Annotated in this window: 19 protein-coding genes and 1 pseudogene; 3 read left to right on the top strand and 17 right to left on the bottom strand. The window is 36.1% G+C overall.

Features of this window, described 5'->3' with window-relative positions:
* Positions 1-134 precede the first annotated feature (134 nt).
* Complete coding sequence (locus tag DMC01_RS03020) at positions 135-296, top strand: hypothetical protein (protein WP_185908647.1); 162 nt, start codon at positions 135-137, stop codon at positions 294-296.
* Between the two features lie 66 nt (positions 297-362).
* On the opposite strand, the gene DMC01_RS03015 is transcribed toward DMC01_RS03020, so the two are convergent.
* The 3 genes from DMC01_RS03015 to DMC01_RS03005 all read right to left on the bottom strand — a co-directional run bounded on the left by DMC01_RS03015 (position 363) and on the right by DMC01_RS03005 (position 2,639).
* Positions 363-563 carry a hypothetical protein gene (locus tag DMC01_RS03015; RefSeq protein ID WP_142692811.1) on the bottom strand — a complete coding sequence of 67 codons (201 nt, stop codon included), beginning with the start codon at positions 561-563 and terminating at the stop codon, positions 363-365.
* Between the two features lie 90 nt (positions 564-653).
* Positions 654-1,814: an aminotransferase class V-fold PLP-dependent enzyme gene (locus tag DMC01_RS03010; RefSeq protein ID WP_142692810.1), complete on the bottom strand. Its 1,161-nt coding sequence runs from the start codon at positions 1,812-1,814 to the stop codon at positions 654-656.
* A gap of 225 nt (positions 1,815-2,039) precedes the next feature.
* Positions 2,040-2,639: an acetyltransferase gene (locus DMC01_RS03005; protein ID WP_142692809.1), complete on the bottom strand. Its 600-nt coding sequence runs from the start codon at positions 2,637-2,639 to the stop codon at positions 2,040-2,042.
* A gap of 146 nt (positions 2,640-2,785) precedes the next feature.
* On the opposite strand from DMC01_RS03005, the gene DMC01_RS03000 reads away from it, so the two are divergent.
* Entirely contained in the window at positions 2,786-2,989 is a 204-nt protein-coding gene (locus DMC01_RS03000) for a hypothetical protein (RefSeq protein WP_142692808.1), read from the top strand.
* Positions 2,990-3,094: 105 nt separating this feature from the next.
* Here DMC01_RS03000 and DMC01_RS02995 read toward each other — a convergent pair whose 3' ends face one another.
* From DMC01_RS02995 to truD, 14 genes and pseudogenes are all read right to left on the bottom strand, one after another.
* A complete protein-coding gene (locus DMC01_RS02995) occupies positions 3,095-3,697 on the bottom strand; it encodes a sugar transferase (protein WP_142692807.1) in 603 nt (200 codons plus the stop codon).
* Positions 3,698-3,884: 187 nt separating this feature from the next.
* The gene (locus tag DMC01_RS02990; protein ID WP_142692806.1) at positions 3,885-5,036 is read right to left on the bottom strand and encodes a glycosyltransferase family 4 protein; all 1,152 of its coding nucleotides are present in this window, start codon (positions 5,034-5,036) and stop codon (positions 3,885-3,887) included.
* Positions 5,037-5,273: 237 nt separating this feature from the next.
* Positions 5,274-8,309, bottom strand: a complete 3,036-nt coding sequence (locus tag DMC01_RS02985; RefSeq protein ID WP_185908645.1) for an STT3 domain-containing protein — start codon at positions 8,307-8,309, stop codon at positions 5,274-5,276.
* Positions 8,310-8,312: 3 nt separating this feature from the next.
* Complete coding sequence (gene pglJ / locus DMC01_RS02980; RefSeq protein ID WP_142692835.1) at positions 8,313-9,413, bottom strand: N-acetylgalactosamine-N,N'-diacetylbacillosaminyl-diphospho-undecaprenol 4-alpha-N-acetylgalactosaminyltransferase; 1,101 nt, start codon at positions 9,411-9,413, stop codon at positions 8,313-8,315.
* Positions 9,401-10,381 (bottom strand): GalNAc(5)-diNAcBac-PP-undecaprenol beta-1,3-glucosyltransferase, encoded by a 981-nt coding sequence (gene pglI, locus DMC01_RS02975; protein ID WP_142692836.1) that lies wholly within the window; start codon positions 10,379-10,381, stop codon positions 9,401-9,403. The genes pglJ and pglI overlap by 13 nt, the downstream gene beginning before the upstream one ends.
* 207 nt (positions 10,382-10,588) lie before the next feature.
* Positions 10,589-11,650, bottom strand: a pseudogene (locus tag DMC01_RS02970) (glycosyltransferase); the annotation flags it as partial.
* Entirely contained in the window at positions 11,647-13,338 is a 1,692-nt protein-coding gene (pglK, locus tag DMC01_RS02965; protein ID WP_142692805.1) for a BC-type lipopolysaccharide transporter PglK, read from the bottom strand. The pseudogene DMC01_RS02970 and the gene pglK, both read right to left, overlap by 4 nt.
* A 15-nt stretch (positions 13,339-13,353) precedes the next feature.
* Positions 13,354-14,463, bottom strand: coding sequence for a DNA methyltransferase (locus DMC01_RS14440; RefSeq protein ID WP_221887126.1), 1,110 nt, complete (start codon positions 14,461-14,463; stop codon positions 13,354-13,356).
* Between the two features lie 38 nt (positions 14,464-14,501).
* On the bottom strand, positions 14,502-14,615 hold the full coding sequence (locus DMC01_RS15775) for a DNA cytosine methyltransferase (RefSeq protein ID WP_282432238.1): 114 nt from the start codon (positions 14,613-14,615) through the stop codon (positions 14,502-14,504).
* Between the two features lie 8 nt (positions 14,616-14,623).
* Entirely contained in the window at positions 14,624-15,490 is an 867-nt protein-coding gene (locus DMC01_RS14430) for a DNA cytosine methyltransferase (RefSeq protein ID WP_221887124.1), read from the bottom strand.
* A gap of 271 nt (positions 15,491-15,761) precedes the next feature.
* Positions 15,762-17,042, bottom strand: a complete 1,281-nt coding sequence (gene waaF / locus DMC01_RS02955) for a lipopolysaccharide heptosyltransferase II (protein ID WP_246058969.1) — start codon at positions 17,040-17,042, stop codon at positions 15,762-15,764.
* Entirely contained in the window at positions 17,039-17,980 is a 942-nt protein-coding gene (gene yibB, locus DMC01_RS02950; RefSeq protein WP_142692804.1) for a protein YibB, read from the bottom strand. The genes waaF and yibB overlap by 4 nt, the downstream gene beginning before the upstream one ends.
* Complete coding sequence (locus tag DMC01_RS02945; RefSeq protein ID WP_246058967.1) at positions 17,970-19,064, bottom strand: capsular polysaccharide synthesis protein; 1,095 nt, start codon at positions 19,062-19,064, stop codon at positions 17,970-17,972. The genes yibB and DMC01_RS02945 overlap by 11 nt, the downstream gene beginning before the upstream one ends.
* An 887-nt stretch (positions 19,065-19,951) precedes the next feature.
* Positions 19,952-21,088, bottom strand: a complete 1,137-nt coding sequence (gene truD, locus DMC01_RS02940) for a tRNA pseudouridine(13) synthase TruD (RefSeq protein ID WP_427846091.1) — start codon at positions 21,086-21,088, stop codon at positions 19,952-19,954.
* Between the two features lie 260 nt (positions 21,089-21,348).
* Between truD and DMC01_RS02935 the strand changes: the two genes are divergently transcribed.
* Positions 21,349-22,125: a triose-phosphate isomerase gene (locus DMC01_RS02935; RefSeq protein WP_142692801.1), complete on the top strand. Its 777-nt coding sequence runs from the start codon at positions 21,349-21,351 to the stop codon at positions 22,123-22,125.
* The last annotated feature ends 96 nt before the right edge of the window (positions 22,126-22,221 follow it).

Raw genomic sequence — 22,221 nt, 5'->3', positions numbered from 1 at the left:
TTTGGCAAAATGTTTTAAATTCACGCTTTTTATAAAAAAATATTAAATTTCAAATATAATCTTGTCATTTTGAGCAAGAAAGCGAAAAATCTCTTTTATAAAGAAATTTTTTGAGATTCTTCGCTTCGCTCAGAATGACAAAGTTTCACGCCTTTTTTAAAAAATTCAAACCTTTAAACTATAAAATTCACAACTTCACTCAAAACTACGGCGAAAATTCAGACGACAGCCTAAATTTTAGTGGATTGCCACGCAATTTTTTACAAAAAATTGCTCGCAATGACGGCACGGCGTGAATTTTTTGCGAATTTTCGCTAAAAATTCATAGAAAACTTTTGATTTAAAGCGAAAATTCACGCCCTTTAACTATAAAATTCACAAATTTGCTTGAAATTCAAGCGAAAATTCACGCTTGCGTGAATTTGCCGTAAAATAAATTCAAGGTGCAGTATTTCGAGCGAAAAATCGCTTTTGGCAAACGAGGCTAGACTAAAAGCGACAGCGGTCTGCCGAAGTTTGTTAAAAGCGATTTTTAGCCGAAAGACGAACCAAGCCGAATTCAAAAAACCCACAAATTAAAATTCAATTCACAAAAAAGTTTAAAATTCAAGCCAAATTCACAAACAAATTCTAAATTTAAAATCTAATTAAAGCTAATTTTCATCCCTTAAAACCTTTAAAATCTCCCCACAAATCTCCTCTATATTCTCTTTTTCTAGTGCCGTCCCACTTGGCAAACAAATCCCCTTTTTAAAAAAAAGCTCGCTGTTGCCATTTATATAAGCCTTACAGCCCTTGAAAACTCCTTGCGCGTGCATAGCCTTCCAAAGCGGACGGGTTTCGATTTTAAGGCTTGATAAATGCTTTATTATTCTTTGTATTTTGGGATGAAGCTCCCATTTCCTAGCCTCTGCCTTTTCAACCCTTTCATAAGCAAAAAGCTCCTTTTTATCAAACTCAAGCAGGGCAACTGTTAGCCATCTGTTCGCCCTTGAATTTAAAGGCTCTTCTTCAAAATAAAAAAAATCGCTTAAAATTTCCTTATAACACTCATAAATTTCACGTTTTTTTGCCACTCTTTGTTCTAAAATCTCCATTTGAGCTGTGCCTATGGCGCCTAAGACATTGCTAAGTCTGTAATTATAGCCATAGTCTTTATGCTCGTAAAAAAGCTCTTTTTCGCGTGCTTGGGTGCTGTAAAATCTTGCCTTTTCAATGCTTTGTGCATCTTTGCCGATAAGCATACCCCCGCCCCCGCAGGTGATGATTTTGTTGCCATTAAAAGAATACACCCCAAAGTCCCCAAAGCTTCCCAAAGCCTTGCTATTAAAGCTACTTCCCAGGGCTTCTGCTGCATCTTCGATTAAAATTATGTTATGTTCCTTGCAAAGTGCGGCGATTTCATTTATTTTAGCCGCATTTCCATATAAATGCGTTAGTATTAGTGCCTTTGGCTTGTTTTCCAAGATAGCCCTTTTTAGCAAGTTTAAGTCTATGTTAAAATGCTCATCGCTGTCGATAAAGATAGGGCGAGCTTTTAGGTATTTTAAAGGCACGACAGAGCCTATGAAGGTAAAGCTTGAGGCTAGCACTGTATCGCCCTCTTTAATGCCAGCAACCCGCAAGGCTAAATGCAAGGCGGCTGTGCCTGAATTTAAGGCAAGGGCGTTATCTACCTTTGCGTAATCCTTGATGGCATTTTCAAAGCGTTCTACAAATTCACCCAAGGGGGCTATGTAATTGCTCTCAAATGCCCTTTTTATATACTCTTGCTCCTTGCCGCTCATATGTGGGGGGGAGAGAAAAAATCTCATATTTTGTCCTTTTTTGAAGTTTTATCAAAAATGTCATTGCGAGACCTTGCACTTGCGGTAGCAAAGTCGTGGCAATCCACAACTTACCAACTATTAACCTTTTAGCAAGTATGTGAATTTAATCAATGCTTTTTAAAATGGCAAAAACCACAGCTTTTTTGGATTGCCACGACACTGCGTTTGTAAAGTCTCGCAATGACATATAAACCAAAATTTTAAATTTTATCAAACATCTTTATTTTTCATTATCTTTGCAGGAACTCCCACAAAAACTCCCCTTTGTGTTATATTTTTTGTAGCCACAGCACCAGCGCCCAAAATCACCCCATCAGCTATGCTTAAATTTGGCAAAACGCAAGAATTTACACCCAAAAAACAGGCCTTTCCTATCTTAACATTTCCTGCTAGTTTCGCCCCAACGCTTATGTGGCTAAATGCACCCACCACGCATTCGTGCTCAATCACACAAGCAGTGTTTAAAATCACCCCAGCTTCTATAACAGCCCTTGCATTTATCGCTACAAAGGGCATTATGGCGACATTTTCAATGCTTACACTTGCACTTTGCGAGATAATCGCACTTGGATGAATGAGGCTAACGCAGTTAAAGCCAGCCTTTTGCACCTTTTGAGTGAGCTTTTTGCGAACGGAATTTTCCCCCACAGCTATGAAAATATCGTGTTTTGGCAAGTTTGGCGTAAATTTTTGTCCCTTTTTTTCGTCATCATCTAAAAAAATCACTTCCTTATAGCCCATAGCCCTTGCTATGTCAGCACAAACAAGCCCTTGCCCGCTAGCTCCGTAGATATAAATTTTTTTGTCCATTCAAACTCCATTTGTGGTGTTGTTGCTTGAGGCGATAAAGGTAGTTTTGCGAACTTGACAGACTAAATCGGTCTAGTCTTCGTCCGCAAAACTACCTTTCTCATCCACAATCAACAACCCTAAAAACATTTTTTAAAGTGTTTTTTGTGAATTTTTGCCCAAATTCATATTCACGCCGTAAAAAGCCCCCTCCCTTGCGGAGGGGTTTTTGCTTCGCTACGCTTGCAACCCGTTGGGTGGGGGTGGGTATTCAAGGCGATAGCCTTGAAAGTGCCGACAAGAAACGCTTTGACCCGAAAGAAAAAATCCGCGAAAGCAGATTAAGTTTCTTTCGTGGGCAACCGCGTTGAGTGAATTTGAAACTTTGTTTTTGCCTTTAAATTCGCTTGAAATTCAGGCTTTTTGTGAATTTTCCCAAATTTTCGCCAAAATTCACAAAAATTCACCCTATTTTTTTAATTACTCCCATTAAACTCATCGCTCGTTGCCAAGCCACTTTTGCTAACCCCACTTCTTTGCAAGACCCTAAAAAGCGTTAAAAGGGCGATTTTAGTGTCCAAAAAAAACGAGCAATGCTCGACATAATAAACATCATATTCAAATTTTTTAGCCCAGCTAATATCATTTCGCCCATTTACCTGAGCTAAGCCTGTTATACCAGGGCGAAGCTCGTGGCGGCGGCGTTGTTCGGGGCTATAAAGTGGCAAGTATTTCACAAGCAAGGGGCGAGGACCAATGAGGCTCATATCGCCTTTTAGGACATTGAAAAGCTGAGGCAACTCGTCAAGGCTAAGGCTACGAACTACCTTACCAAAGGATTTTAGCCGAAGCTCATCTGCTAGCAAAGCTCCGCTAGCGTCTTTTTCATCGCTCATCGTTTTAAACTTATAAACCGTGAAAATCTTTTCATTAAGCCCAGGGCGTTCTTGCTTAAAAATAGCATCTTTAAACACGCATTTTAAAAGTAGCCAAAGAAGCAAGATAAGAGGGGAAAAAAGTATGAGTAAGCATAGGGACACGGTGAGATCAAGCCCTCTTTTTATGAATTTTTTATACACTGTTTTGTCCTTTGTTGTTTGACATTATAAGAACTTAGTTTAAATTAACTGTGTAAATGCGAATTTTTTACTAAGCTTACTCATTTTTGTGAAAAAAGCCCAAGAAATTCAGAGCTTAAATTTGTAATTTTTGCTTATTTTGTCCTAGCAAGGTTTAAAATGAGCTGTGTTTTTAAATTTAAGCTTTTTAAAAATTTACTAAGTCTTTTAAAAGCCTCTCATACTCGCTTAGATATTTTTTAGCAATGATATTTTCATCATAATTTAAAGCGTCTTTAAAGGCATTGTGTCCTAAATTCAAGCGAAGTTGTTTGTCTTCTAATAAAAGCGAAATTTTATCCGCTAAATCAGAGGCATTTTTTACCTCGCAGTAAAGCCCATCGATTGCATTTTTCACAGCTTCAACGCAGCCCTCAACCTCGCTTACAACGCAAGGCTTTCCGCAAGCTTTTGCCTCCAAAACGCTTTGAGGAAAGCCCTCTTTATAGCTTGGCAAAACAAAGATATCGCATAAATTTAGCAAAAAGGCTATGTCGCTTCTAATGCCTAGATAAAACACAGCCCCATTTTGCAAGAAATCCAAAGGCACACAGGATTTGTTGTGCCTATCAAGCCCCCCTACAAGCAAGAAATTTGCCTTGTTTTTAAGCAAATTTGCAGCCTCGTAAAACTCAGCTATGCCCTTATGCCACAAAGCCCGAGAAATCATCAAAACCATAGGTAAATTCTCAGATGCTTTTATTTCTTGCAAGAAATGCTTTTGTTGAGCTGGGCTAAGTTTAAAGGGATAAAAATGCCTTAAATTCACGCCTACTGATTTAATGACGGCAATTTTTTCCTCTTTTAGCCCTAAATCACGCATAAATTCAGCATTTGCCCTGCTTACAAAGATGAACTTATTAGCAAGTTTAAAGGATATTTTGTAAAGTGCATTTATGCTTGCACGCACCGCTAGGCTTTTAAGATCATCTTCTATGTAAAAGCTACCAAGCCCCTCTACAAGGCAGACTGTGTGCTTTATGCTTGCCATTTTTGCCGCTATGATTCCCAAGGTGTTGCTTTTGTGGGCATTTGTTTGAAGTAAATCCAAATTCAAGGGCTTTAAAATAGCCTTTAAATGCAAGAAATTTTTTAAAATTATGAAAGGATTTAGGCTAGAACGAGCAAATTTATAAAATACAAGTTTAAAGGGCAGATTTAAATCTTGTAATTTTTGTGCGTATTCATCTTGTGGAACTATGATAAAAACTTCATTGCCTCTATCTAGCAAGGCTTTTATTATAGGCATTCTAAAATGATAAATGCTAGCTCCTGCGTGAGAAAGAAAGCCTATTTTCAAGTTTAATTCCTTTTTTGTTTTAAGACATTTTTGCAAAAAATGTTGAATTTAAACAATACTCGTCATTGCGAGCGTAGCAAAGCAATCCATAACACACAAAGTGTGTTTTTTGGATACAAATTTTGCCATAAACGCACCTTTTGTGCGTAATAGATTGCCACGATTTTGCTACGCAAAATCTCGCAATGACGGACAAGTAAAATTCAACACCTTTTTAAAAAATTTAAAATTCAAGCCTCACCTTTTAAGCCTATAAATCTTTGCTTCCCTCTCATTTAAAACTAGCTCAAAAAGGCTTTTATCGTAGTTTTCAAAGAAAAACATTTGCACGAAAGCACTTTCAAACATAGTCTTATCCATTATGATAAACTGCATAGGCAGGTTGAAATTTTCCTTTAAATAAAAAACAAAAAAATCCCCATTTTCATCCACAAGGCTATGCTTAAATTCCTTGTTTTTAATGGAGTTAAACTCCACTATGCTATGAATGCTTAATTTCCTTTCTCCCACATACAAACTTGTAAAATCGCTTGAAAGCACCATAGAATTACTCAAAAGATAAGAGCCATCTTTTAAACTTCCAAGGGCTAGTGCCGTGCTGAAAATAAAGGGCGTGTTTATTTGCCCTGAGGCTAGATTTATCTTTGAAAAGCTAGCAACTGTGGAGAAAATCATAGACATTCTTGCTGGCATATAGATGAAAATATCGCGGGTTTTGGGGGTTTTAAGTGTGAAATTTGGACTATTTAAAGCGTTTAGAAAAATTAAAGCTTCGCTTGAGTTTGCCCCATAATCATAATCTCTCATCATAGCCTTTAATAAGTCATTTTGAAGCACGGTGTCGTTTTTATCATAAAAACTTTTTTCTGTGTATTCTACGGCTAGTCTTGCTAAATTCGCACTTGCTCTTTGGTTGGCACTTAAAATAAAAGAGGGAAAGAAATTATCCTTGCCAAGATGCTTGCCCCCATCTACTAGGGTTTTAACATCGCTGTAATACCTAATAGGATAGCCATAATCCCACCAAGCCACCACATAATCCTCTCTATCAGCAATGCCTTTTAATTTATCCAAAAGCACTACTTCGTTTTGATTAAAAACGGGCGAGGCTTTGTAGGCGTAAATGTGCGTCAGGGCGTAGCCCACGGAAAAGAAAAGTGCTATGAAAATGGCAAAATATCTTGCGAATTTAAATGATTTTGCACGCAAAATTTCAAAAAATATAAGCCCAAAAATACACAAATAAAATAATTGTAAAGCAAAGAAATCTTTTTTAAAAATATAAGCCGAAAAACCCAAAAAACTTTTTTCAAGAGTTGAATTCTCAATGTAAATATAGCCCTTTAAAAGCAAAAAAATCGCAATGTAAATCACGCATAAAAGCTGATAAATTCGCGTTTTAGAAAAATTTATTTTGCTTAATTTAGAGCTAAAATTTTGTATTTGTGATATAAGCCAAAAAAAAGCCCAGCCAAGCCCAAGAGCCATCACAGGCACAGCATAAATGGTAAAGCGAAGCCCCCCACGAAGTGCCAAAAAGCCCAAAAGTAGCATAGGTAAGGCTAAGATAAAACTTTTGTGCTGCCTTAAAAGCAAGATTAGTCCGAAACTGCTTAACAAAAAGGCTAGCTCGCTTGTACTTATCCTTTGCATAAAGACGGACAAGCTTATGTTTGAGGTTTCTTGTATGGTGTTTGAGACATTAAAATAAGCAAAACTTTGAGCAACTCCCACGACATCGCTTTTAAAAAGATAAAAGGCTATTTGCTGATAGATGCTATTTAAAGCCCCGCTAAAAGATACAAAAACAAAGGCAAGGGCTACTAAAAATAGGCTAAATTTAAACGAAAAAAGCTCGTTTTTAAAGGCAAAAAGGGCTAAAAATAGGGCAAAAAGGGCAAGCTCAATATACCAAGGATAACTTGCAAGGCTTATTAGCAAAAGCACGGTGGCAAGATAAAAGATATTTTCTTTGCGGTGAAAGATTAGAACATAAACAAAAAACAAGGCTATGAAAACACAGCAAAGCGTAAATGCCGAGGGATAATACCAAAGATAAAAGGCATTTAAAAGGGGCAAGGCTACAAGGGATAGGGCGTCTTTTTTAAGGCAGAGGCGAAGTAGGGCATAAATGATTAGCATAGGTAGGGTAATGACTAGCATATCTGTGTCAAAATAGCCTGCCATCGTGCGGTTATAATATGAATTTGCAATGCTAGCAAGCAAGGCTGCTAAAACGCCAGCTCTTAAATTTCCATAAAGCCTTGAAATTAAAAGCAGGGGCAAAACGACAAGCGAGCTTACAAAAACGCTCATATATAAAATAATGCTCTCAAAGCTAAAAGGCGTGAGCTTAAATACAAAATAAGTAAGCAAGGAAAGGGGATTGTCGATGAAAGACAAATCATTTGGCTGATGAAAGCCGGCTATCTTGTCCCTTGCACCCTCGGCAAAGACATAGCCATCGTTTGAGATTATCATTAGCTCGTTGTTGAATTTAAAGCTCTCATATTCGCTAGCCCACCACACCCAGTAAAAGCGGCACAAAACGCTAAAAGCATAGCAAAGCAAAAAGGCTAGATAAAGTGCCTTGTAGCGAGAAAAATGCTCTTTTAATTTGCCTTTGATTTTGTAAATGCTAAAATAATTTTGTGAGTTTTGGTTTGAATTTAATGCTGAATTTTGAGCTTTTTTTGAATTTATTGAGTTGCTTGAATTTAAATTTAAATTTGCTGAATTTATGCTTGAATTTTTTAAGTCGTTTGAATTTAAGGCTGAATTTTCGTGGCTTTGTGAGTTTTTACTATCTTTAAATTCAGCACTTGCTGAATTACTTGAATTTTGGCTTGAATTTTTTGAATTTTCCGAACTTTTGCTATCTTTAAATTCAGCACTTATTGAATTCTCGCCCTTTTTTGAGCCTTTAAAATGCGTTTTATTTGAATTTTCAAGGCTGTTAGAACTTGAATTTGTGGCTGAAAATTCAGCTAGATCTTCTTTATTTACATTTAACTGTGAAGTTGTAGCATTGCTTGAATTTAAATTTGTTGAATTTAACTGTGAATTTTTTGGGTTTTTTGAATTTATTTTTGAATTTTTAGTTTTTCTTGTTTGCTTGTTTGATCTTATATTCTTGTTTGAAGTTTTAGCATTTGTTGCATTTGTAATAGAGTTTGAATTATTTAAAGCACTTGAGTTTAAATCCACACCTAAACTTGTTTGATTTTTTGAATTTTTTACTGAATTTACATCTGATTCTTTGCCTTCTTGCAAGCCCTACTCCCCAAGCAGCTCGAAAAGCTCACGAGCAATTTTCATCTTATCAAAGTCTTTTGCCCTCTTACTTGCCTTTTTTTCATACTCTTGTCTAAGATGCTTATCCTCGCACATTGTTTTAAGCCCCTCATATAAGGCATCCTCATCATTTACCTTAACCAAAAGCCCATATTCATTGTCGCCAAAAAGCTCTCTTGCTCCGCTTTTATGCTCGGTGCAAACCACAGCACAGCCGCATGCCAAGGCCTCAATCAAGGCATTTGAAAAGCCCTCGTAATTGCTCGTACAAGCAAAGAATTTGCACTTGCTCATGTATTTGTAAGGATTTTCATCAAAGCCAAGCAAGATAATCTTATCGTGTAAATGAAGCATATCAATGAGGCTTAAAAGCTCAGCTTGCAAGGCTCCCTCGCCCAAAATTACAAGCTTTAAATCGCTTTCAAGTCTTGCGTAGGCTTTGATTAAAAGAGCGTGATTCTTGCCGCTATCAAGCCTACCGACATTTAAGATAAACTTATCCTCTATCTCAATGTCCTCCTCGCTTAAGCTTTTGATCTTGTCTAAATCCACAGCATTATAAAGTACGCAAATTAAATCCTCTTTTATGCCAAAATTTGTTCTTAAATCATCCTCATTGCCCCTTGAATTTGCCAAGATTAAATCCGCCTTTGGATACAAAAGGCGAATCAAAAGCTTATTTGCAAGGCTAGTGAAGTTTTTTTTCGCATACATAAGGCTTGGGGTGGTGCATTCGTTGATGATGAGTGGGATTTTAAGCCCAAAAATCCTTGCTAACAAGGCTATGTAGTTTGGGCGGTTTAAAAAGACAAGCTGTTTGTCTAGGTTTAGGCTTTTAACTAGTTTTTTGTAGCGAAGGGCTAGGAGGGGGAGTTTGAGAAGTTTAATTAGGGGCTTTTCCTTTGGCTTTGAATGTTCTAGGTAATGAATTTGCAGATCCTTTGGCAGTTCGTAGGCAATGGTATCATTCATCAGCACCAAATGCACCTCGTATTTAAGCATCAGAGTTGGCAAAAGCGTTGCGACAACACGCTCAGCCCCTCCACTTCCCATCGAGTAAATGAAAATTCCTAGTTTTTGCATAATCTTACCCTCAAAACCGTAAGTTTTTCCAGCACAAAGCAAGGCACAAAGCAAACGCAAAGCAACATTAAAGCCTCTTTGGTGGGCTTTGTGCTTAAGCTCTTTGCTAAACATTTTAGCATTTTTTTAGGCATTTTAGCAAATTTTGCGTAATAAGCAGCCATTTTGTAGTGAAGGGCTATTTGTTTTTTATAATCCTTGTCCTTTGTGGCGATAAATTCAGCCTCCAAAAGCCTTGCAAGTGCTAGGTATCCCAAATACACACCCTTTGCGTTTTGTAAAGCCGAGTTTGTAACGCTTCCTTCGCTATCTTTTGTGTAAGCCCTTAAAGCCTTGTGTAAATAAAGGCTTTTTTCCTTGTATAAATGCACCCAAAGCAAGGCCTCGTGTCCCCAAAGCTCATCATCAAAACGGTTTTTTCCAAGCAAGGATTTTTTAAATATGCTTAAAAACTCCCCATAAAATTTGCCAAGCAAAAAGTCTTTTTTATTCACTTCACAGCTTGAATTCAAGCCCTGTCCGCTGAATTCCTCTGTAATTTGCCCATCCTTTTTGATGAGGCAGTTTGCAAAGATATGAGAATAACCATTTTTGCTTTCTTTAACAAGGATATTTATGGCGTTTTCTAAAAGCTCATCATCATCGTCTAAAAACATTACAAATTCGCCTTTGGCATTATCAAGGGCATTGTTTTTGTTGCCATTTGGTCCTTTTTTATAATGCGTGTTTTTTGTGTAGTGAATTTTGCTGTTTTTTTCGCATAAATTTTTGCAAAGCTCAGCCGTGCCGTCTGTGGAGTTATCATCGCTAATTATTATTTCTAAGTCCTCAAAATCTTGATTTAACACACTTTTCACAGCTTTTTGCAGTAAATCTTTTCTATTGTAAGTGGTGATTAAAACGGATAAAAAGGGGAATTTTGCCTTATCATTTTTTGCTGAATTTAAGTTTAAGATTGAATTTTGCATTAGACTTGAATTTAAACTTGGCTGTTTTGTTAAATTTAAATTTATTGAATTTAAGATTGAATTATTTGTTGGATTTGAATTTAAACTTGAATTTTTGTCTTTTGAATTTGCTTTAAATTCAGGCTTTGCCAAATTTTCCTTTAAATCTTGGCTAGATTTTGTCAAATTTGGCTTTGAATTTAGCTTAAATTTAGTTTCATCTTGCTTTCTTTCAAGTAGCTCGTTTATAAGCTCAAACCACTGCTTTACCACGGTTTCAATACTAAAATCCTCACATCTTTTTGTGGCGTTTTTAACCAAGCTCAAACGCAAAGCCTCATCTTGCATTAAAAGCGTCAATTTTTCACTCATAGCCCTTGCCTCATCACAAGGCACTAAAAAGCCGTCCTTGCCCTCCTCAATTAAATCCCTTGCTGAATTTTCATAATCCGTGCTTATCCTTGCTACTTCAAAAAACATACTTTCAATGAGAACAGTTGGCAAGCCCTCCACAAAGGAACAAAGGCAAATAATCTTTGCCCTTTTATAAAGTGCTTCTATGTTTTTGACCCTGCCTAAAAAATTCACATTTATTTTTAAATTAAGTGCGAGTTTTTCTAAATTCTTTCTTTCCTCTCCCTCGCCGGCTATGATAAATTCATACTCTTTTTGCAAACTAGGGGGCAAGTTTGCCACAGCTCTTAAAAACATAGCACAGTTTTTGTTTTTATCAAGGCGTCCTACAAAAAGCACGACATTTTCTTTTTTTAAATTCAAGCAAGGTGTGAAATGACAAGGATTTAAAAGCAGCTTGACATTTTTTACAAAGCTTTCATAATAAGCCCTATCTTTGCTGCTTAAAACGGTCAAGGCATCGCAATAAGGGTAAAAAAGACGTCTTAAAAGCCTCCAAATTTTAGGCTTTAAATAGCCCTGAGTGCTATGCTCACTTATGATAAGCGGGGTTTTTAAGCCAAAATTTGCCATTATACAGGCTATGTTGGTGCTGTCTAAAAAAGAGATGAAAATGTCCGCTTTGCTTGTCTTTAAAGCCCTTCGCAGGGCAAAGAATTTCTTAAAACGGCTAGCGATTTTGTGATAAAGATTTGTGAATTTAAAAGTTGGCAAATCCTCTACAAGCACCCCTTTGTCAAGCTCGTAAAAAGAGGGCAAATTATCAAATTTAATGATTTTCACCTCGCAATTTTTGCAAAACTCATTTGCAAGGCTTACAAGCACCCTTTCAGCACCCCCATTTTGAAGCGTGGCTATGATAAAGGCTATCTTCATAGTGCCTCTTCTTTCAACTTGCCATTAACTAGCCTATACACCCTGTCGCAACCCTTGATGGTGCTTAGTCTGTGAGCTATGATGATGAGGGTTTTATCCTTTGAAATTTTATAAATTTCACTCATTATCTTTGCCTCATTTTCGCTGTCAAGGGCTGAGGTAGCCTCATCAAGCACGAGGATTTCAGGCTTTGAGTAAAGTGCTCTTGCTATGGCTAGTCTTTGCTTTTGTCCTAGGCTAAGATTATTATCACTGATAATTGCATAAATTCCATCCTTTAAGCCATCAACAAAGTCCTTTAAATTCGCTTGTTCTAGCACCTTTAGCACTTCTTCTTCCTTGAATTTCTCATCAAGGGCTATGTTTTTGGCTATGCTTTCATTAAAAAGATAGATTTGCTGAGGTATGTAGCCTATTTTTTGACGAAAGGATTTTAAATTGCTTGAAGTTACAAGCACATTATCTACTAAAAGCTCTCCACTTCTAGGCTTTAAAAGCGACATTAGTAAATCAACAAGCGTGCTTTTTCCGCCCCCGCTTTCGCCTATTAAGGCGATTTTTTCGCCCTTTTTTATGGAAAAATTAAGATTTTCAAAAAGCAAGGGCTTGTCTTTGTAGCCAAAACTTAAATTTTTAAGCTCAATTTTTTCTTTAAAGGCGATTTTTTCATCCTTTAAATCCTCATCCTTGCTTGAAAGTATGCTATAAACTATGTCAAGTGAGTTTTTGTAGTATAAAATGTCATTGTAGCTTGTGATGATGCGGTTTGCACTTGGCATAAGGCGGTAAAGGGCTAGCACGAAAAGCGAAATCATAGCCAAAAGCTCGTGTATGTCGCTTTGTTTTTGCCAGATTAGAAGCACCACTATGAAGATTAAAACGCTAAATCCAACAGCCTCTAAAAAAAGACGTGGCAGAGCATTTATACTCTCACTTATTATATTTGCCCTTGAAAAATCAAAGCTTTGCGAGCTAAAAAGCCTAGCACTTTGAGCTTCCTTGCCTCTTAGTTTAATTAGCTTGAAATTGTTTAAATTCACGCTTACTGTCTCAAAAAAAGCCCCCATAGCCCTTTCTCTTTTAATTCCAGCTTTTTTCATCAAAGGCGAAAGCACACGCACCAAAATCAAAGCATTTACAAGCAAAAAGGCACTTAAAAACAAGGTGATTTGATAATCTACAATTAGCATTAGTGCGTAAATGAGTGCAACGACAAAAAGCTCGCTTAGCATTAGCAAGAAGCAAGAAAGCATAGTGGCGAGATTATATGCCTCTTGGGTGATGCTTTTAAGCAAATTTGAATGCCTTTGACGGCTAAAACTCTCATAATCAAGGCTTAAAATTTTTTTAAAGATTTTTAAGGCAAAAAGATGATAGCGACCCTTTGAAAAGCGAGCCAAAAGATGAAAATAAAGAGCGTTTAAAATAGCACGAAATAAATAAAAGATGATTAAAAAAAGCCCAAAAAGAACTATAAATTCATAGTTTTTTAAGCCAAAAAACTCAAAAACGCCCCTTAAATAAGCATTTCTTTCAAGCAAGCTAAAATCACTTGCCACGCTTACAAAGGGCATAATAAGGCTTATTGCAAAGCTTTCAATGAATGAAATAAACACGCTAAACACAAGCAAAGCATAAAAAAAGCTCTTATCTTGCGGACTTAAAATAAAAAAAAGTTTTTTTAGCATAGCTTGCCTTTGAATTTAGCCTTTATTTAGCGTTTTTAGTAGAGTGTTTAAAAATTCCTTATGCTCTTTTTGTAGCTCATTATCTCGTTCAACGAGTGCTGAATAGTTGTTTATAAAACTACTTAAATCATCAATAAGCCTTAAATAGTATTTTATGCTTGGCAAAACGCCGTTTATGATGACTTGACAGCCGTGTTCTTGCCTTATGATTTCGATTTTTTCGTAAATTTGTGCAGTGTCGCTTTCTTTAATGTTTGCTGTGGAAAAAATGCTATATCTTTTTGGCGAGAATTTGATGATTTTATTATACGCTATATCAAGCATATTTATGTCAATCTCCCTACCTAGCTTAATCTCAATGGCTTCATAAAGTTGCTTATCCTTAAAAATTTCAATATCCCCAGCACTTTTTGAGGTTCTATCACTTGCTGTGTGCGAGCCAAGCTGCATTAAAACGCAATTTTCATACCTTTTAAGCTCTTTAATTAAAATTTCATATATGGCGTAAAAGGCTAAAACGGGCAGTTTTGAAGCTCCGTGCGTTTGGTAAATACGCTCAAAATGCGAGTTAAGCATAGTTGTGATTTGGTTTATCGTAATTTTATCTTTATTTTTTAAGGGAATAATTTCTACCTTATGTTTTTGCATTTCTTGCTTGATTTTGACAAACAAAAGCTCTAAAAAATCCCTTGCTTTTTGTGCTGCTTTTTCGTTAGTGTCGCATTTTTGCACTAGATCTAATATATTTAAAAAGGCGTTTTTAAGGGTTTTGTTGGCGATTTTGCCTTGATAATTTAGCGTATAAGGATAAGCTTGCTTAAAACTGCGAGTAAGCCGGCCACTCTCAGCCATACAAGGAAGTCCTAGCTTTCTTAAAGTTGGCGTAACGATTTTTGTATCAAATGTCCTACCTGAAAAGCCATTTTCAAGCTCTACCTTGTGGTATCTTATATCTTGGTTTGGGTGTAAGGTTTTGTAAAATAAAAGCGTAACAAGCACAGTCCAAACGCCCTTTTGCTTGTAGGCATTAGATATTATAACACTTGCATAGCTTTTTTCATCATTTGTCATTTGTGGAATTTGAGCCTTTTCAAAAAGACATTCAAGCCGTTTGTTTTCGCTCATTAAGCAGTCCTTGAAAAATAATCTCTTTAATCACAGCCTCAATCATAGGCACACACGGAGTTGCCGATTTGTTTGTAACACTCTGCTAGGCTTTCATCTTTTATGAAATTTTTGGGAAAGCCCATAACCCTATAACATTCATTTATAGTCATTTTTCGCACTATATTGCTTTCGGGTATGTAAATAAAAATCTGCCCGAGCTTTCTTGCGAAGGTATGGTAGGATGCACACCAGAGACAGAATAAATGCGATTTAGCTGTCTATGCACACGCGATAAATGCAGGGTATTTTCCCTTATGCCCTTTTTCCAAATGTTTTTGTTACGATACCCACAAAAAATCAGCCCAGAGTCTTGGTTTGTAGTGTGTGAAAGTAGGGTGTATTGAGCCTTATCAAGCACTTCAAATTCGCCACTTTTATCCAAAAAATCCTTTAAAATCACTTGTTTTTGCGTTTGTAAGAGATTAAAATCAAAGCCCTCATTTTTTGAAGCTATGATGATAATCCTTTCTCTATTTTGTGGGACACCAAAATCCTTGGCATTTAACAAGCGATATGTAACTTTATAGCCTAAATTTTCAAGCGTTGTTAAGATAATTTTTAATGTTTTGCCCTTGTCGTGGTGTATTAAATGCTTGACATTTTCTAAAAATACTATTTTTGGCTTTTTATCATCAACAATCCTACAAATATCAACAAACAAAGTCCCCCTAGTGTCCTCAAAGCCCCTTTTTTTGCCCGAAATGCTAAAAGGCTGACAAGGAAAACCTGCACACAGCATATCAAAATTTGGAAGTTTGCTTAAATCTATCTTGGTTACATCGCCTAGTGGATTTTCTTTGAAGTTTTTTTCATAAACCTTGGCGGCTTTTGGGTTAATCTCGCTTGAAAAAACGCACTTGCCACCAGCATTTTCAGTCCCCATTCTAATGCCACCTATACCAGCAAATAAGTCGATGAAATTAAAACTTTGTTTTAAATTTTCTAGGCTTTTTTCTAGTTGCGAAAAAAGATTTGTTTGGCTCATTGTTTCTGTCCTTTTTTCAAGCATTCTCAATTTTGTTGCAAAATTCTACCCCGAATTTCTTAATGCAAATGTTTCATCAGCAAAGCAACAAAAGCGTGTGAATTTAGCCTTTCAACTCCCACTCATACGCACTTTTTAGGTGATTTTTAAGCTATTAATTTTAGTTTTACAAACTGTATTCATCTTGCTAGTTGCTTTAAATTTAATTTAGTTCTTTGTTTTGAATTTATGAATAATTTTTAGCATCTTATGTTAAATTTTAAAGCAAATTTTACAAAGCCAAAAGCTCGTTTGCTGCGTTTATGACAAGAATAGGCTTTAAATCTTTCATACAACCGTGATGTTTTAGCGGACAAACCCTTTTCATACAGGGCATACAGGCTAGGTTTAAATGCACTATTTTTGCACGCTCGTTTTGCCAAGGGCTAGTTTGAGTAAAGCGAGTGGGTCCAAAGATAGCAACGGTGGGGGTTTTATAAGAGGCTGCTATGTGCATAGCCCCACTGTCATTGCTTATAAAAATGTCAAGTGCTGAAATGAGGGTGCAAAGCTCACTTATACTCGTTTTCCCGCAAAGATTATGAGCCCTTACTCCCTTTTGAGCTAAATTCTGCTCGATAAATTCACAAATTTCAGCCTCGCTTTGCACGCCAAAGATTAAAATTTCGTGCGTTTTTTTGAATTCTAATGCCACTTTTGCGAAATACTCCTTATCCCAGCATTTTGCTAGTCCGTATTTAGCACCTGCGTTTATACCTAGCCATTTTTTATCTTGCAAGAGCGTGAATTTATCGCATAATTCTTGCTTTTCGTTAGCTGAAATATCCTTAAAAGCAGGGCTTGGCAAAAAAAGCTCGCTTGAAGTAGCCTTTAAATTCAAGACATTTTCAACGAAAGCAAGGTATTTTAGCACCTGATGGGCTTCTTTGTTTTGATTTTTATCAAAGACGAATTTATTTTTGGCACTTATAAAAAAAAGCAAAATCTTGCTTGAAGAGGCTGAGCGAAAAGAAAGGGCATAGTTGAATTTACCTAAATCTTTGGCTAGTTTTTTTAAGTTTAAAAGCCTTTTAAAAGGGGCTAAAAAGCCCTTTGCTTTTGGAGCTTGAACTATGAATTTAAAGCTAAAATTGTCGTAGTTTTTGAATTCTTTGCTGTCTTTGAATTTTTCTTTTAAAGTTTCAAACTCTTTAAGCCCTTTAAACAACTCACAAGCCACGAATGAGCCATAAAGGGTGAATTCTACTTGTTTTTGTGGGCTTTGTTGGAGCTTTTCTTGTGAATTTAAAATATTTTTTGAATTTTTAAGGCTTGTTTGATTTAAAGAATTGTTTGTGAGCTTTGCTGGATTTAAATTTATTTGGCTGTGTGAATTTTCAAGGCTTTGCTGGGGGTTTTTTTGCAAATGTAAAGCATTTTTAGTGCCGTAGTTTTCAAAGCCTTGTAAGCTCTCATTAACGCCTTTAAAATGCCAAAAAATTTCTCTTAAAGCCGCACTTGCCATTACGCTATCGCCTAGCCAGGTGGGAAGTTCTATGAAGATCCTAGTCATTTAAAAAGCTTTTTAAAGATATATTTTAGGGCATAAAAAAGGGCTTTAAGATAAAGCTTTTGTGAGAGGGCTTCTTGCATAGCCTTTTTTGCTTTTTTATGAGGCTTCATTCGTGCTTCTTTGCAGTTAAGATTTAAACGAATTTGTGGGGGGATAAAAAAGCTTAAAGAATCAAACCAATGCCCCTTATTTCGCACTATATTATAGCTTTGTGGGTAGTTTCTAGCGCACCATATAAGAAAAATTTGATCATCATCTACAAGCTGCAAGGACAAAAAAGCCCTCAAAGCTTCACTAAAATGCTTTTTAAACTCAGCCCACACCTTGCATCCTCCATAAATCAAACCGCCTATTAAATACACATCCATAGAGTAATAAAGCTGGGCTAAGTGTGCTTCTTCTTTATCTTTTAGAGCGAAAAAATTGATTTTATCATCTTTAAGCCCTTCTTGCACGGACAAGGTAAAGTTAAACTGGCTTTTATCAGTGAAAAAGTCTGTCCCGTGATTAAAGCCAAAGTCAAGCCAAAGCACCTTATCGCCTGTAAGCCCTTTTTCTATGGCATCGCAGACAAAAAAGGGCTTGCAATACATCAAATAATCATACTCAGCACTGATACACTCTATGTTTTGAGGGTTCTTGCGTCCCTTGCTTTGATTAAAGTTTGCAAAAACCTCACGCATCTTGCTTAAAGCCTCGCTGTCAAAGCTTTCTAGTTCTTTTACCACTATCTTTGTCTTATCTTTAAGCCCTAGCTTCTCACGCACAGCTAGAATTTCATCTGCAAAATCCTCGCTAGTAAAGATAACAAGCTCGTTTTTAAGCCCAGCCCAAAAGGAAAAATACTCAATATATCTTTTATAATCCCTCTCAAAGCCCTTAATGCTCGCCCTGCCTATGTCATAAAAGGCTGTAACTATGGTAATTTCAGCGTTCATCTTTTTGTCCTTGTGATGTCTTTTGAATTTTTTCTTTTGAATTTTCAATGCTTGTTGAATTTATGTCTTGTGAATTTTTTTGTGCTGAGTGTGTGCTTTGTGAATTTATGTCTTTTGAGTTTTTGTGTGTCAAAGAAGATGCTTGTGAGTTTTTAAATGCCAAGCCCTGAGGCTTTTTTTCATTTTTTGATAAGTTTTTTTTTGAAAAGCCCTCTAAGTCCTCTTTTTTAAGCTTTAAAATGCGAGAAACCATTGAATTTTCAGGCAAATTTTTAAAATATGTCAGCTTATGAACCGGGCTTTTTTGCTGAATTTCAGCCCACAAGGCTTCATCAAAAGGCTCTTTGGCGTGAAGTTGAAGTAAATGCGCGTCTGTGTCGTTTGTGATTTCGCAGTTAAAACTAGCATAAGCCTCATTTGAAACAAGCAGCTCAAAGAGAAGTTGAAAGGTAAAGTAGTGTGGCAATTTGTCTTCTTTTAGCCAAAAAGAAATCATCATATCTTGCAAGGCTAAAAGTAGCTTGTGTCTGGGCTTTGCTATGATGAAAGAGCTTAAAAGCCTTATTTTAAAGCCCTCATCCCAAATAAAATAGCGATAATCAAAGCCCTGCCACAGTTTATAATCTTGTGGTGGCTCTTTACTTCTTTGAAAGGCAAAAAAGTCCTTTTCTAAGAGGCTTTGGGGGATTTTAGCACTTAAAAATATAGTCGCATCAAGCCACACACCCCCATAGCTTGCCAGCAAACACACACGAAGCAAATCAGAAAAAAAGGTTTTGCTTAGCGTTCCGTTTTCAAGCTTTTGCAAGATAAGGGGTGGGAAATTTATGTAATCTTGCACCGTGCTTTCATCTAAAACGATGATTTCATAGTCTTTCATCTGAGCTTGAATTGAGGCAAGGCAAGTTTGCACGAGCCTTGGGGCATTTTCTTTTCCTTGTGCCCAAAACTGCCAAATGATTTTGCTATCTTTGAATTCTTTTAAGGGCTTAAATTCATAATGCTTTAACTCGCCCTTTAAAAAGGGGGAAATATAGTTTTGATTAAGATATTCTAATGCCTTGGGCTGTTCTTTTTTATACAAAAAGATGCCCTTTAGCCTTCTTCTTAGAGCTTTTATGGGAATTAACCTAGATAAATGATAACACAGGGTGTAAAGCAAGATTTTGTCCTTTTAAGGATAATTTTATTAAGCTAGTTTTTGTGAATTTTAATGAATTTTTATAAATGTTTTAAGGCAAAGTCAGTTAAATTTCTTTGATCAGGCTTAAAGTTTAATTTAGCTAAGTCTTTAAGAGTATAGCAAGACAGTCCTTCTTTTTGAAAAAGGCAAAAGAGATCTTTGGGTCTAAAATTCTACTAAATAGTCTTTTTAAATATCACAAAAATTTGTTTAAGCTACTTCGCACAAAGGCTTGGTATGAAAATTTTTGCCTTTATGATTGCAAGTTTGCGTAGAAAACGAAGAAATTCTTTTAGAATTACGAGATGCCTCGCTACACTTTGTATGACAATGTGAGACTTGAGATATTTTTGCTTCGGCTACCCAACCTGCTGGATCGCAATGTTTAGTATGACAAATAGAGCTTTGAGATATTTCGCCTAAAGGCTCAGTATGACAAGGATTTTGTCATTTTGAGCTTTCATAGAAAGCGAAAAATCTCTTTTTTGAGATTTTTCGCTTTGCTTAAAATGACAAGAGTTTTGAGATACTTCACTCGTGCTACACAGACTCTTGGTATGACAAAGAGTGTAGTTTTGAGTATCTTATTAAGATACTTTGCCTTGTATGACAAGGGAAGGCTTGAGATTCTTCGCTCCCTCAGAATGACAATGTTGAGTTTGAAATACTTTGCACAAGGGCTTGGTATGACAAACTTTGCGTTATTATGAGATACTTCGCCTAGCATAACAAGGGGGAGTTTTAGATACTTTGCTTAACAAGCGATGACAGTTTTTCATTAAATGCCCTTAACTTTCTTGTAAAGATCTTTGCAAAAGCTCCTCTAAGATCACAGTGGCATAGCTGCCCTTTTGCAAGAAAAACTCCAAACAAAAATGTGCCTTTTCCTCATCATATCGGCTTTTAGCATCTTCTAAAAAGCTCCATAAATACCGCCTTGAGCCTATAAGTTGAGACGCAAAGCATTCAAATTCAGCAAAAACCTCGTTTTCAAGGGCTTTTGCAAAGCCCTTATCGCAAGAAAATGCCTTTTTGCCAAGAATTAAGCCAAGAGGAGAAAGATTTTTTTGTAAAAAGCGTTCACACTCAGCCTCTAAATCCTCACACACAAAGCATTTGCCATAAGGATAATGCCCCAAAACCTCGCCTCTTAAAAGCTTAAAAAAATGCCTTTGAGCCTTTAATTCTTTAAGCTCAGTTTTATTTAGCGGATAAATCTTAGCAAGTTCTTTCTCGTTAAAATCTCTTACAAAATGCGACAACTGCACCCTCTTAGCTAGGTAGCGATTAAAAAGCTCGCTCTGAAAGGCTGAGAGTAAAAAGGCTTGAATTTTGAGATTTTTTAATCTTTTTTCACCTTGCAGAATTTCAAGTCCTTGTGCGAAATTATCCTTAAATTTACCAAAGCGCTGATAGCCAAAATAATTTGCAAAGCCTTGATGTTTAAGTGCTTCAAAGGCTTGTTCTAATTTTAAGGCATCGATTTTACTTACTTTTTTAAGCCTTATGAAAAAGGAATTTCCCTTTAAATGTCCTATTTTTAACTTGTTGTCGTGATGGGCCGTGCTTATAATTTTTAGCTTTTCGTGTGTGAATTTTTGCAAAATTTGCTCAAATTTTTTATGAATGCTTATGTATTGAAAGGTCTGTCCTTGCTTATCTTTAAGCCCTGCTATGCCAAAATCACGCATTTTTGCCCCGCTTTGCTCGCTTAAAGCTTGCAAAGCTTCATTTGTCGTCAAGTCCTTTTTGCAAATGTGTAAGATCAAATGCTCTCCATTTCCGCTAAACTCATAAAGCGGCACTTCACGCACCACAAAATCATCAGCGTTTTTGCTAAAATGTGAGTTTATGGGGGCGTGAGTAAGGGTTCGCAAAGGCTTGAAGTTTGCTTGCAAGGCTTCATTTTGTGCGTCAAGGTTAATATTTTTCATAGCAAAATGATAGCAAAAATTTCTTTTTGCTTAATATTTTTGAAAAAAGCTAAATTAAAATTTGCCTTAAAGATACAATTTTAAGTTTATAAGCTTACAGTGGCTAATTTAAATTTTTTAGTGCTTATTTACCTAAATTTACACTGTTTTATTAAGTTTTTAAGCCTTTTTTACCGTTTCATTAAAACGGTATTGCTAATATATTAAAAATTAAAAATTATGTGAATTTTAAGAATTACAAGGGGTTTTATATGATCTTTGCTGCAAATTTAAAATGTAATCACAACAGAACTAGCTTTAAAGCCTATGCTAAAACATTAAACAAATTTATAAAAAATTCAAGCACAAAGGATCTAAAAGCCAAGAAAGATCTCATGAATTCACAAGCAAACATAAATTTAAATTCAAAGATAACAACTTCCTTACACAAAGAAAATGAAATTTTAATCTTTCCTCCAAGCACAGCCTTTGTCAAAAAAGAGCTTTTCTTCACTCAAGGGGCTCAAAATTTTTATCCTTGCTTAAATGGAGCCTTTACAGGAGAGTTGGGAAAGGATCATTTAGATGAGTTTAATATCAACTGTGTCTTGCTTGGACATTCTGAAAGAAGGGTTTTGCTAAATGAAAGCGATGAGTTGATTGAAAAAAAATTTCAATTCGCAAAGGATCAAGGCTATAAGATCGTCCTTTGCATAGGAGAAAGCCTAGAAATTAAAAAAGTAGGTCAAACAAGGGATTTTTTAACAAAACAGCTCTCAAAGCTAGATCTAGCCTATGAAAGACTAATCATAGCCTATGAGCCAATTTATAGCATAGGCACGGGTTTAAGTGCAGATCTTAAAGATCTAGCTGAAATTTTAGAGTTTTTAAGCCAAAAAAGCCCTGCTAAACTCTTGTATGGAGGAAGCGTGAATTTAAATAACATAAGAGATATTTTAAATTTAAAATTTTGCAACGGAGTTTTAATAGGCTCAGCTGCTTTAAAGGCTGATGATTTTATAGCCTTGATTAAAAAATCATTTACTTAAAATTTAAAAATTCTTTTTAAAAAATAGTTCTTTAAAAATATTTTAAAACAGTCAAAACACAGTGAAAATTGCCAAAATGAAAAATCAAGACTCAAA

Source organism: Campylobacter troglodytis (assembly GCF_006864425.1).
GTDB classification, from domain to species: domain Bacteria; phylum Campylobacterota; class Campylobacteria; order Campylobacterales; family Campylobacteraceae; genus Campylobacter_D; species Campylobacter_D troglodytis.
Note: the sequence above shows the minus strand (reverse complement) of the source record. Positions and strands in the feature narration are given on the sequence as shown.